Origin of the sequence: Desulfovibrio sp. JC010 (genome assembly GCF_010470675.1) — a bacterium.
Classification (GTDB): Bacteria; Desulfobacterota; Desulfovibrionia; order Desulfovibrionales; family Desulfovibrionaceae; genus Maridesulfovibrio.
In genome coordinates this window covers 90,343-103,254 of record NZ_VOIQ01000008.1, presented here as the reverse complement: position 1 = coordinate 103,254, position 12,912 = coordinate 90,343, and the positions used below count along the sequence as shown (strand labels likewise).

The window sequence follows — 12,912 nt, the reverse complement described above, 5'->3', positions numbered from 1 at the left end:
ATAAAAATACTGCGGTAACTTAATATTAATCCGCTTTTTCGTAAAGGCGGGAAGGGTTGCAGGGGTGTTAAGTAGTATGATCCTCAGGCTTGCTTGACTGCGCTTGTGCCCACGCATATAAAAGAGCACACTAACCATGATATATTTCTGCGGTTTTTTGTTTTCGCAGTTATTTTTATATTTTCAGGAGCCGGAAATGGAAAAAGCAAAAGATTTAGGGCAGCTGCTGCGTGTCACCAAGACCAGTCCCTTGCAGGGCGATAGTTATGATTCTTTTTTTGTAGAGACTGACGATGCAAGAGGGGCCAACATTGCTTTTCAGCTTTGTGACTATTTTTCTATGAATGTTGATGACCCTCAAAAGGTTCTTTTTATGGGGCATCGTGGTTCAGGGAAATCTACAGAACTTTACCGGGTTGAAAAAGAGCTTGGAGATGAGTTCAAGGTTATAAAGTTTTCTATTCTTGATGAGGCTGATGGGAATAGCCTTCAGCACATTGACGTTTTATTCATCATTCTTTCCAAACTTTATGAATCCGCTATTGATGATGAAATCGAAGTCGATCAAACTGTATTGGATAATTTGGTTTCGTATTGGCATGGAGAGACACTTCTCGAGGACATTAGTTTTTCAAAAAATGAAATCAGTGGCGGTGTTGAAGTCAAAGGAGGTTTACTGGGGCTTTTGACTACACATATAGGTGGTATTTTTAAGACTGGGAATGAATCAAAGGAGACCGTCAGAAGATATGTTGAGCCGAAGATAAGTCGCCTGATACAAGATACAAATGATTTGATCGCTGATATTTCAAGCAAATATGGCAATAATGACAGAACAATGCTGTTGATTATTGAAGACCTTGATAAATTGGATATTGAAGTCGCTGAAAACCTGTTCCTTAATCACAGCAAGGTTTTAACCAGTTTCAATTTACATGTAGTTTATACTTTCCCTATCTTTCTGCATTATTCTGAAAAATTTCGTGCTATTGAAGAATCTTTTGATCATGCAGTCTTACTAAGTATGATTAAGGTGAATACAAAAGAACATACACCATATGAAGAAGGTCGTAATACTTTGAAGGACTTGCTGGAACGCAGGTTTGATCTTTCTTTGATTAATGACGAAGCTCTTGATCTAATAATTGAAAAGTCTGGCGGGGCGATCCGATTGATTCTTAAAATGGTTCAGGACGCCGCATTGACTGAGCGTAGTCAAGATAGGAAGTCCACATCAATCACTGTGGAATCTGCTCAAAAGGCTTATGTGAAAATGCGCAGTGATTTTGAACGCTGTATTGAACGTAAGCACCTTGTAGCATTGAAAGATTTATATGAAAGTGAAGACAAGAAACCTTTACAGGACGATAGCCTCAAAGAAATGCTTAGCTGTCTCGCAGTAATCGAATACAACGGTGACCGTTGGTGTGGATTGCATCCAGCAGTAGAAGATTATCTTAAGGGTAAGGGCGAGATAAAATAATGTATCCCGATAGGTTTCAGGAATTAGAGAAGGTCGTAGATTATCTCGAGAATGCTGATTCTGGTTTTGTTATTGTTGAAGTTAATGACCGAAGGTCTCAGAACAATTGCGTTTCCTTCCTTGAAACGGAATTAATTTCTAAAAAGATTGTTTCCATTGACCTTGAATATATGCCGGACGATTTTCGTCCGGCAAATTTTATTGAGTCAGCCGTAAAGGATTTTTCTGAAGCTAAGGTCTTTTGCGTCCTGAATATGAGCGGCCTCGCTAAAGGTGATCGTGAAGAAGAAATCAGGATGCTTCGAAGTTTTAATATGGCCCGTGAGAAGTTGGATAATTTAGATAAGCTGCTTGTTTTTTTCTTTCCGTCCTATTTTGTTGATCTGATCCTTCGTTATGCCCTCGATTTTTATGATTTTGCCTCCTTGCGTATAAAGATTCCTAATCCAGAAAGACCATTCATGGACCGAGGTGAATACGAGCCTGAATTTGCTGATGAGAAGTATTTGTCGAACCGTGTAGAGTTTCTGAAATCCCGGCTTGGCTTGGGCTTGGATGACGAAGAGCGATTTAAGGTTTTGATGGATTTGGGGGATTGCCTTGGAAAGCTCTATCGGTGGGATGAGGCTATTGAGGTTTTTGAGGGTGCTGTTGGCTTGGCGGAGGAGATGGGAGAGAGTAATAATAAGTTGAAAGCTCTTTACGACATGAGTGAAATGGCATTTTTAGACTATGATTATTCCCTTGCAGCAAGTATTTCAGAGCAAGGTTTAGATATTGCTCTTGAGTCAGATCAAGATGATGCTGATTTTGTGGCTGCTTTTCTGACCACTCTTGCTAGAGTTGAGAGAAAAATCGGCGAGACTGAGCGTGCAGAGAGTTTATTTAAGGAGGCGTATTTAAAATGGCAAGCGATAGGGGGTAATAGAGAGTGTGCAATAATCTTAGGTGAAATGGCTAGGATTTTGAGTGATAAAGGACAAGATGATGATGCATTAAGGTTGCATGAAAGACAGATAGAAGAGTTTTTAAAAATTAATGATACTAGGGAGCGAGCAGTTACTTTAGGAGATATTGCAAGGATTTATAAAAATAAAAATCGAATTGATGAAGCCTTACAGGTGCATGAAGAGCGTCTGAGTATTTTTGATTCTCTTGGAGAATCGATAAGTAGTGCTGGTGTCCGTAGAGATATTGGGCGTATCTTGACTGAAAAAGGGATGGTCGACGAAGCATTGCGGATACACAAGGAGCAGTTGAAGTTTTATGAAAAGATAGGGGATCTACAGAATTGTGCAATTACACTTTTTGATATTGCACAGATTGTTTTTTACCAAAAAGGTTCTGATGCTTTACCTTTTTTAGAAAAGGCTTTTGGGATAGTTAATGATAGTGGTGATCGTGATGGTAAGGCATTTGTCGGTCGGTTGCTTGGCGAAGTTTTGTGTTATAGTGGTCGATATGAAGATGGTTTGCCATTGCTTCATGAAGCACTTAAAAATTTTAAGGAATTGATGAATTATTCAGAAGCAGAAGAAACGAATATGTTGATATCTGAAATGGAAGCCTACGCCGCCGCCAACCCCCTCCCCGAAGAAAACAACGACAAAGATTCCAAATAACTCCCCGTTCTTAATATTCTCTTATTCCATCAAACATTCACCCAACCACCACATACAAGAAAGCCCTGCAAATCCTCTCAGACTTGCAGGGCTTTTAATTTGACTATGGAACTTATCCACTATCCCCGGTTAGCAGCACTGCTTGTGCGCACAGATTGGGGTTTGTCCAGCATAGTGAATTTTATTTGTTCACGATGGAGGGCAGCCAGGTAACCAGTTCGGGGAACATGAGGATGAGGGCGATACCCACAACCTGACATGCGATGAACTGGAACATGCCGCGGTAGATGTCTCCGAGCTTCCAGCTGGGGATACATCCTTTAATGAAGTAACAGGACAGCGCAACAGGCGGGGTGAGCCATGAGGTCTGCAGGGTTACTGCGTAGATGATTGCGAACCAGAGCGGATCGATGCCGAGTGCGCGCACTGTGGGCATAACGATGGGCAGTACGATAAGTACGATGGGTACCCATTCCATGGCCCAGCCGAGCAGGAAGACCATGGCCATGATCATACCGATCATTGCGTACGGGGGCAGGTTCATGTTGATGAGCAGGCTGGAGAGCCAGTCTGCACCGCCGAGACGGGAGAACACTGAGCCGAAGAAGTTGGACGCAGCGATCATGACCAGAATCATGGCGGAAAGCTTGATGGAAGAGTACAGGGCACCCTGAAGCTTTTTCCAGTCGAACTTGCCGTAACCGATGACCAGCAGCAGGGCACCAAGGGCACCGCATGCGGATGCTTCGGTGGGGGTTGCCATACCGGCCAGAATGGAGCCGAGGGTCGCACCGATGAGCAGAATCAGGGGTACAACACCCTTGACGATCTCAATGAGCAGTGCGGGGATGGACTCAGCACGCAGTTCTTTCGGGAGCGGCGGTCCAAGCTTGGGGTTCAGGAAGCAGCGGACCAGTACGTATACTACGTAGATACCGGAGAGCAGCATGCCGGGGATAACAGCGCCAGCAAAGAGGTCGGTAACGGGAACACCGATGATGGGGCCCATGACGACCAGCATAATACTGGGCGGAATCAGAATCCCCAGCGTACCACCTGCGGCGATGGCACCTGCACCCATTCGGGTATCGTAATTACTTCGGGCCATGGCCGGGGCAGCCATTACGCACAGGAGGGTAATGGAGGAGCCGACAATACCGGTGGCAGCTGCGAAGATGGTCGCGGTGATAACAATAGCGACGTACAGGGAACCCGGGATCGGAGCCATGAGTTTCTGGATTGACCGGAACAATCCATCCATTAGCCCCGCTCCCTCTAGTATGTATCCCATGACTAGAAAGAAGGGAATTGCGCCGAGAACCGGGTCACTCATTACCTGATAGAACTGCAGGTTCATGAGGTAGAAAACAAGTTTGCCCATGCCCGCGTAACCGAATACCAGACCGATAAACATCATGGTAAAGGTGATGGGGAAGCCGGTGCAGAAGGCGGCGATCAGGCCGAAAAGGGATAAAACCCCGAGTAATTGAGTATATTCCATGTCGATCACCTACACTTCGTCAAGGTTTACAGCCTGGCACTCGGAGACCTCGTCGTGGTCATCGTAAGAGCCCCAGTAGGAGGCTTCATCACGCCATGCGTAGTAAGCTTTGATGGTTTCAGAAACACCCTGCAGGATCATCAGCGCGAGGCTCACGGGAATCGCAAGCTTCATGGGCCAGATGATAGGCATCCAGGGACTGGAGATAATAACTTCGTTGTGCTTGAAGGACTTGTAGAAGTACTTCCAGCCGATTTCCAGAAAGACAATGTGGGTCGGGATGTACAGCACCAGATAGGTGATGAAATCCACGAGTCCCTTGGTCTTGATGGACCAGCGGGAGTAAAGGAAGTCGGTCCGGATATGCATGCCTTCCTTGAGGCAGTACGGCGAACCGATCATGAAATAGATACCGTAACAGATAAGTGCTACGTCACCCGCCCAGATGGTCGGGGCATTGAAAAAATATCTGGAGACGACTTCGTAGACGAGTGCGACAAGCATGGGAGCGACCAGATAGGAGGCAAGTTTACCCCAGACATCGCTGATCTTGTCGAGCGTCTTGACGATTTTATCCGCTTTCGGCGGAGGCGTCAGGTTGGTGGGCGCAGAGGTGTTGGCCTGCACGATGACCTCGCTTAGACTTATGGTTATTTAAAAAGGGCCGTGGAAATTGCCGTCCACGGCCCTGTATCGGATGTTTTACTACTTACTTCTTGAAGTTGGTGGTAGCACCGCTGTCCATGGCGGTTTTACCCATCTTGTAGTAGAGGCCGTTCACCTTTACGGTGTAAGGAACGGTCATGTCAGCCCAGTCGTTGAGGGAACCCAGAACCTGATTGAAGAATTCGTTCTTCTTGGCGTATTTCGCGAGGATGGTGGGTACTGCTGCGCCGTATTCAGCGAAGTATTCGTCAGGGGTTTCTTCCAGAACTACACCTTTCTCGGTAACGAGTTCTTTCAGAGCCTGAGAGTTCAGGGAAACGTTCATTACGATCTGGTCGGCAACGGTAGCCTTCATGGATACGTTGATTACAGCCTGCAGGTGTTTGGGCAGAGCTTCGAACCAGTCTTTGTTGATGTAGATGTCACCGATGGACAGAGCCTGGTGGAGACCCTGCAGGTAGTAGTGCTTCCATACATCAGCAAGGCCGAGGAGAGCATCGTCTGCGGGGGAGATCCATTCAGCTGCATCGATAACGCCGCGCTGTGCGGAGGGAACGATTTCGGAACCGGGCATGGATACAACAGGCATTTTGATGGAGTTGAAGGTCTCAGCGGGGATTCCGGGGGGGGCCCTGAACTTCATGGTGCGGAGGTCGGCCATATCTTTAACCTGCTTGGGGAACCAACCGAAAGGTTCGGGACCCATGGGCATAGCCAGCCATGCAACGATATCGTAACCCAGTTCTTTCTGGTAGTACTGGTTCAGGAGCTGGTTACCGTCACCTTCCCAAGCCCAGGAAAGGAGGGAACGCTGGTCGAGACCTTTACCGAGACCTGCGGTGGGAGCAGCAAAGAGAAGACCTGCGGGGTGCTTGCCGGACCAGTAGTGGGTCCAGGCCTGACCGCCGTTGATGATGCCTTCGGAAACAGCGTCAATGATTTCGAATGCTTTAACGATGGCGCCGTCTGCGTAGACGTCAACTTTGATTTCGCCGTTGGAGAGAGTCTCGATGCGATCACCAAGACGTTTCATGGTCTTGAAGTACATGCTGGAACTGGGCACTGCGGTCTGCAGTTTCAGTTCATACTTGGCAGCAAAGGCAGCCTGAGCAGTCAGCAGAGTCATCAGGACTGCTACTGCGAGAAATTTAAATTTAGTCATTGCCTCATCCTACGTTTAAATAGTTACGGTTAAGAGCCTACCCCTCATTTGAGGTCCGTCACCTCGTCCGGTGTGTACAGCCGGGCGATACTGGGCTGTAGAGCAATTGCTGTGCCATGAGTGCTCGCTCACGCTTTGGCTGCGTTCTGCGCTGCATGTTAAATTATCTTATAGCCGTGTTACCTGTTCTTAACAAACGTATTGTCCGGCACAGTGAAGGGAAACAGTAAATAATGTTCAAAAGCGAAAAGATGGTTGCTGGATAACGGACATGTTTCCAGTTGTAAACGTTTGTTGCAAAATGGCAACCGGGATTCAGGCGAAGTGAAGGCACTTCTTAATATCTGCTTGAATTTCTAAGGGATACCGTATAGTCGTTGCAGAAATGCACCGGGTTGCAGAAATGCACCGGGTTGCAGAAATGCACCGGATGTTTATGTGTTTGAAATGACAAAGAAAAACCCCCGGAAAGGTGTTTTTCCGGGGGTTAACTGCTTAGAGCAGTTGCGGGTAGTGAGGTCCTTTGCGGAACTATTTAAGGCCGAGAACTCTTGCTGCGTTGTTGTACATAACGTTCTCGTAAACATCTTTTTCGAAAGGCAGGTTTGCGTACTTTTCAAGCTGTTCACGGTAGTCGATGAAGGGGTGTGCGGAAGCGTACATGAGCTTCTCGCCGATGATGGTGTTGGCTGCCTGCATGTATGCTTCTGCCTGAGGCCAGAGTTCGTATTCGGAAATTTCCATGTATACGTTTTTATTACGCTGGGTTACGATGATCGCTTCGTTGACCCAGGGGTAGCCGCCGTGACTCATGATGATTTTGAGTTCCGGGAAGTCGCGGGCTACGAAGTCGATGTAGCGGGGGGCTACGTGGTCGATGACCGCGCCGGGCACAAAGCTTGCGGTTCCGGTGGTGAAAATGATGGGGATCTCAAGTTCACAGCACTTGGCGTAAACCGGGTAGTACTTGGCATCATTGGGGTAGATCTTGGCGAGGTACGGGTCTACGGCAGCACCGCGGATGGAGTCGTTTTCAGTTACCGCCTTCTGCAGGTCGCGGATTGCGTCCATGCCTTTATGCGGATCGATGCCCCAGTAACCGATGAACTTTTCAGGTGCTTTCTGGCAGAAATCAAGCACAGCCCCGTTGCCGTTGGCCATGGATGCGTAGGTGGTTTCGCAGTCGCGGCCGGTGATTACAGCCTTGACCACGTTGTTCTCGTCCAGACCTTTGATGATGTCTTCAAAAGGTTCGGGCTTCTGCTTGTGGAATTCAATTGCTTCACAGAGATCCTTGAACATTGCGCTGTTGGCAATGCCGTTGATAACTTCGGGGGTATTGGGTCTGAATCTGAAATCGATAACGTTCATTTGGTTACTCCTTAAAAAGTATTAATGCGAAATTAAGTAACCCTCTTTGAGCAAGCATGATGCCAAGCTGAGCGGCTTGCATAAAAATTGCTAGAAAAAAGAAATGGAAGATCTATTAATATACGTAGCAGCATGGTTCATTGCCGGGGTAGTCAACCATATTGCAGGGCTGGGCGCGGCCATGGTGGCCATGCCCATGGTGGTCCCGTTCATCCCCATGAACGTGGCGGTTCCCAGCTCGACTTTGATTGTGCTCAGCCTGAATCTGCAACTGGGCTGGAATTTCAGGCAATATATCCAGTGGATCGACCTGCGTTATATTTTTCTGGGCGGGATTGTCGGTACCGTGGCCGGTGTTTATCTTATCAGCTCCCTGCCCAATGAGACCCTGAAGATGCTCATGGCGATTTTTTTGATCTGCTATGCCGTCTATGCCCTGTTTCTGGAAAAGAGCGGGCCGGGAGGGATTGATTCCCGCTGGGGACTTTTGGCCGGAACCCTTTCAACTTTTTTCGGTTCGGCCTTCGGATTCAACGGTCCTCCGCTGGGGGTATACACGGCCATGTCCGGCTGGACTGCGGACGCGGCCAAAGGCACGTTGGGTGCCTGTTTTATTTTGACCGGATTCGCCATACTTTCCGGTCAGATGGCTGCAGGCTTGCAAAATATGCAGACTCTGGCCTATTTTCTGGCTGCCGGACCTGCCGCTCTTTTCGGCGGCTGGGTGGGCATCCGCTGCTCCCGTAACTTCAGAAAAGAGACCAGCCGCAAGGTTCTGCTGGCCTTGATTTTGTTTGCAGGCAGTTCCATTCTTTATTCCTGCATTTAAGCAACAGGATTTCAATTATGAAATATGATGAAGCTTACCCCAAAAGAATTTCCCAGAAATACAAGTACGTAATTTCAAATTATCTTTGTCAGGTCTTTGATACCATGAGTGACGGGCTGTACATCTCCGATAAGGACGGGGAGACGCTGGCTGTGAACACCATGTATGAGAATCTGACCGGGCTGGAATCCCGTGATCTTCTGGGGCGTAATGTCAAGGATCTGGTCAGTGAAGGCGTTTTTGACGTGGTCCTTAACTCTGAAGTGGTTGAGACAAAGAAAAGCTCTACCACTGTGCAGGTTACCGGAAAGGGTCGCAAGGTCGTGCTCACCGCCCATCCCATTTTTGATTATGATGAAGATGTGGAGCTGGTGGTCACCTACGTGCGTGACATCGCGCTCATTTCACAGCTCAAGGATCAGGTTGCGGCTCAGCGTCAGCTTATTGATAAATATCAGCACGGCATCAACCAGAAGTCCGAGACCTTGTATCTTGCCCCGCAGAGCAAGGTCATGAAAGATCTTTTCGCGCAGGTTCACCGGGTGGCCACAACTGATGCAACGGCCCTTTATCTCGGAGAAACCGGGGTAGGTAAGGACGTGATGGCCCGTGAGATGCACGACAACAGCGGGCGCAAGAACAATTCATTTTTCAAGGTCGATTGCACCTGTATTCCTGAAAACCTGATCGAGTCGGAACTTTTCGGTTACGCGCCCGGAGCATTCTCCGGGGCTGATTCCAAAGGCAAGCTGGGGCTTTTTGAAATGGCTGATAAAGGCACCCTGTTTCTCGATGAGATCGGGGAACTGCCCATGCCCATGCAGGGCAAGCTGCTGCGCGTATTGCAGGACGGTGAAATCCAGCGGGTGGGGGCCACCAAAACCCGCAAGATTGATGTGCGGGTCATCGCCGCCACCAACCGCAATCTTGAAGAAGAAGTCAAAAACGGTAACTTCCGCAGCGACCTTTTTTACCGCTTGCAGGTTGCGGTCATCAACATTCCGCCCCTGCGCGACCGGGGAGAGGATCTGCACGCCATCATCAGGTTCTTCCTCAAGCAGTTCAATACACGCTACAAAAGGCAGGTCCGCCTTTCCGCCTACGCCGAAGAGGTCATGCTCAACTACCGCTGGCCGGGTAACATCCGTGAACTTGAAAACCTGATTCACAGTCTCGTGGTGACCTGTGACAACAACCTGATCCAGATCGAAAACCTGCCCACCGCCATGATCGAGAAAAGTGCGGTTTCCAAGGTTTCACATGGTCTTGAACTGAATATGGACGGCTACGGGGGCAAGGACCTCAAGGAAATCATGGCCGAGTTTGAAACACAGGTCCTGCTCAACGCGGTGAAGATTCACGGCTCCATCCCCAAGGCGGCCAAGGCTTTGAATGTTAACCGGACAACTGTTTTCCGGAAGCTGAAGAAGGCCGGGGTTGAGGTGGACGGGAAGTAGTTTTTTTTGTTGCATTGACAGCTTTTTCTTCTCTGCTAAGGTCTAGGCGTAAATTATACAAAATTTAAAGGCGGGACCTGCTATGGATAATGCAACGCAACAAGCATCTGAAGTGAATGCACCGACTCTGTTCGACTGGTTTGAACGTATTCAGGAAATGGGACTGGATGTCTGGCAGAACGGCATACCGGGAATCAGTCTGATCAACATCGGACAGGCTGTCGGTGTCTTCCTGTTCTTCATAATCCTGCGCCGGTTCCTGACCAAGTTCACCATGAACCGCTTGAAGAACATGCTGGAAAAGCATGAGACTCAGGGCGGAGCCAGCGTCCTTAAAGCCCTTGCAGAACCTGTCCGTTTTATTCCGGTAGTGCTGGGGCTGTTCTTTGCGGATCAATGTCTGGATCTGCCTCTGCCTGTAGAGACGTTCACCAATACCGTTGTTAAGGCTCTAATTCTATTCGTAATTTTCTGGTCTGCCTTTAATCTTGTTTCCGTGGCCACCAAAATTTTCCGTAAGCTTGAGAAGGTGTTGACCCCGTCTCTGGTGGACTGGCTGATCAAGCTGGTCAAGTTTCTTGTCATCCTTATGGGTGTGGCGAGCATTCTTGAGCTTTTCGGTATTGATATCGGGCCTATCCTCACCGGGCTGGGACTTTTCAGTGTGGCTGTCGCGCTGGGTGCCAAGGATCTTTTTCAGAATATTATTGCCGGGATTTCCATCATCGCCGAAAGCCGTTTTGACGTGGGGGACTGGATCACTGTCGATGGTAAGGTCGATGGAACAGTTGAGTTCATCGGGTTTCGTTCCACGCGGATACGCCGTTTTGATAAGGCCCCTGTTTATGTGCCGAACTCCGCCCTTTCCGACAACTGCCTGATCAATTTTTCCAAGATGACCCATCGCCGCATACTCTGGAATATCGGCGTGGAGTATCGCACTTCCACAGAACAGTTGAAGCTGATTCAGGAACGGGTCATGGAATATATTCTGGGCAGTGACGACTTCGCGCATCCTCCTGAGGTTTCAACTTTCATGCGTGTGGTCCAGTTCGGGGATTCTTCCATAGATTTTCAGCTCTACGCATTCACCAAGACCACCGATTGGCTGGCATGGCTGAAGATAAGGGAAGACCTTGCATACCGCATCAAAGATATAGTCGAAGTTGAGGCCGGGACCGGCTTCGCATTTCCCTCGCAGTCTATTTATGTGGAGACAGTGCCCGGTGTTGCTGCTGAGAATTTTGTTGTGCCGGAGAAGAAATAGGCGGCAAAAGACTATTGTTTAACAGACCCCAAAAAAATACCCCCGCAGAGACAAATCTGCGGGGGTATTTTTATAAGCAACCAGTAACTTAAAAAATGGACCCCGTAACGTTTGTTGCGGGGTCCATTTGGTATGCCGACCTTTAAGTCTGCTGGTTATGCATTCTTAAATTAAAAAAAAACTCTGCCGGGATGTTCCCGAATACAGGGAACGTGAAGGGATGGTCCGGGAACATCCCGTGGTGCTGCAGAGTGGAAAGACTAACCCGTACTTAACCGGAGATGGCGGTCAGCCAGTCTAAAATAGGAGCGGATGCGAGCCAAAGATGATTCGATTGCACTCAAATCCACAAACCACAACGCATCCGCTCCCATTAACCACGGGTTAAAAATTATTGTATTTGTCCACCAGAACCTTGATTTTGGCGAACACTTCCCCGTCAAGCTGCATGGAAGCATCAAGGGGGAAATCACGGCCCAGATTTTCGTATTTGGGCTGGCCCATGCGGTGGTATTCCAGTGCTTCGTATTCGCATTTTTCACCGGGAAGACTGGATACGAAATCGATGATATCCATGATGTCTTTTTCTGTGTCATTGAAGCCGGGAATGACGGGGGTGCGGACCCTGATTTTGACCTTGGGGAAATGTTCCCTGATCTTTTTCAGGTTTTCAAGAATCGGTTTGTTGGAAGCCCCGGTGAATTCTTTGTGCTTGGCGTCATCCATGGATTTGATGTCGTACATGAGGGTGTTCACGTAGGGCATGCAGGCTTCAATGGTATCCCAGCTGGCTGCGCCGCAGGTTTCCACAGCGGTGTTGATGTGACGGCGGCGTGCTTCGCGGAGCAGGGAAAGTGCGTAATCGTGCTGGGCGAAAGGCTCACCGCCGGAAAGGGTCATGCCTCCGCCGGAACGGGCGTAGAACATCTCATCTTCCTCAACACGTTTGAGCACTTTGTCCACGCTCTGTTCTTCACCGTATACAATGATGGCATTGCCGGGGCAGGCCTTGGCGAGATGCAGCTCATTTTTGGCAAGATCGTGATCAAGATCTATTTTTTCATCTTCGCCGAAAGTGATGGCACCGGAAGAACAGTGATCCACACAGCGGGTACATTTATCAATGCCGAGACACTTGTTGCGGTTGTAGGCCAGTTCGGGCTGGAAATTTTGTGATTCGGGGTTGGAACACCATGCGCAACGCAGAGGACAGCCCTTCAGGAATACGAGAGTCCTGATGCCGGGACCGTCGTGAACGGAATATTTCTGGACGCTGAAAACTATGCCGGTCTGCTTTTTATCAAGAAGAGAACTCATTGTGTCTGCCTTTTAGCCCGAGGTTGCCTTTACGACGGACAAGAAAATTAGAAGGAAGTGATTCAGGTGCCGGATTAACACCAGTTTTGCCAGCGCAGCTGCGAAGCCAACTAAAAGGTTTTGGGATTCTTAAACCCTTTTGCCACAAATCCGCAGGAAAGCGGATTTGGACGTTTCCTGTAAGGCAACGCCCCGAAGGGGTGAACCACAGGAAGTGGTGAATCAAAAGGGTTTGAG

Annotated in this window: 10 protein-coding genes; 5 read left to right on the top strand and 5 right to left on the bottom strand. The window is 48.6% G+C overall.

The annotated features are described in order from the left end of the window. Nucleotides 1-196 precede the first annotated feature (196 nt). Nucleotides 197-1,483, top strand: a complete 1,287-nt coding sequence (locus tag FMR86_RS10620; protein WP_163351223.1) for a hypothetical protein — start codon at nt 197-199, stop codon at nt 1,481-1,483. Next, nucleotides 1,483-3,105 carry a tetratricopeptide repeat protein gene (locus FMR86_RS10615; RefSeq protein WP_163351221.1) on the top strand — a complete coding sequence of 541 codons (1,623 nt, stop codon included), beginning with the start codon at nt 1,483-1,485 and terminating at the stop codon, nt 3,103-3,105. The genes FMR86_RS10620 and FMR86_RS10615 overlap by 1 nt, the downstream gene beginning before the upstream one ends. A 181-nt stretch (nt 3,106-3,286) precedes the next feature. Here FMR86_RS10615 and FMR86_RS10610 read toward each other — a convergent pair whose 3' ends face one another. The 4 genes from FMR86_RS10610 to FMR86_RS10595 all read right to left on the bottom strand — a co-directional run bounded on the left by FMR86_RS10610 (nt 3,287) and on the right by FMR86_RS10595 (nt 7,805). After that, nucleotides 3,287-4,606, bottom strand: a complete 1,320-nt coding sequence (locus FMR86_RS10610; protein ID WP_163351219.1) for a TRAP transporter large permease subunit — start codon at nt 4,604-4,606, stop codon at nt 3,287-3,289. Between the two features lie 9 nt (nt 4,607-4,615). Next, nucleotides 4,616-5,233: a TRAP transporter small permease subunit gene (locus tag FMR86_RS10605; RefSeq protein WP_163351217.1), complete on the bottom strand. Its 618-nt coding sequence runs from the start codon at nt 5,231-5,233 to the stop codon at nt 4,616-4,618. 82 nt (nt 5,234-5,315) lie between these two features. After that, complete coding sequence (locus FMR86_RS10600; protein ID WP_163351215.1) at nt 5,316-6,434, bottom strand: TRAP transporter substrate-binding protein; 1,119 nt, start codon at nt 6,432-6,434, stop codon at nt 5,316-5,318. Between the two features lie 531 nt (nt 6,435-6,965). Beyond that, complete coding sequence (locus tag FMR86_RS10595; RefSeq protein ID WP_163351213.1) at nt 6,966-7,805, bottom strand: amidohydrolase family protein; 840 nt, start codon at nt 7,803-7,805, stop codon at nt 6,966-6,968. Between the two features lie 103 nt (nt 7,806-7,908). On the opposite strand from FMR86_RS10595, the gene FMR86_RS10590 reads away from it, so the two are divergent. The 3 genes from FMR86_RS10590 to FMR86_RS10580 all read left to right on the top strand — a co-directional run bounded on the left by FMR86_RS10590 (nt 7,909) and on the right by FMR86_RS10580 (nt 11,358). After that, complete coding sequence (locus tag FMR86_RS10590; RefSeq protein WP_163351211.1) at nt 7,909-8,634, top strand: sulfite exporter TauE/SafE family protein; 726 nt, start codon at nt 7,909-7,911, stop codon at nt 8,632-8,634. A 17-nt stretch (nt 8,635-8,651) separates the two neighbouring features. Continuing rightward, nucleotides 8,652-10,091, top strand: a complete 1,440-nt coding sequence (locus FMR86_RS10585; protein ID WP_163351209.1) for a sigma-54-dependent Fis family transcriptional regulator — start codon at nt 8,652-8,654, stop codon at nt 10,089-10,091. Nucleotides 10,092-10,173: 82 nt separating this feature from the next. Then, nucleotides 10,174-11,358, top strand: a complete 1,185-nt coding sequence (locus FMR86_RS10580; RefSeq protein WP_203544847.1) for a mechanosensitive ion channel family protein — start codon at nt 10,174-10,176, stop codon at nt 11,356-11,358. 384 nt (nt 11,359-11,742) lie between these two features. Here FMR86_RS10580 and FMR86_RS10575 read toward each other — a convergent pair whose 3' ends face one another. Then, nucleotides 11,743-12,675, bottom strand: coding sequence for a glycyl-radical enzyme activating protein (locus FMR86_RS10575; RefSeq protein WP_163351208.1), 933 nt, complete (start codon nt 12,673-12,675; stop codon nt 11,743-11,745). Between the last annotated feature and the right edge of the window lie 237 nt (nt 12,676-12,912).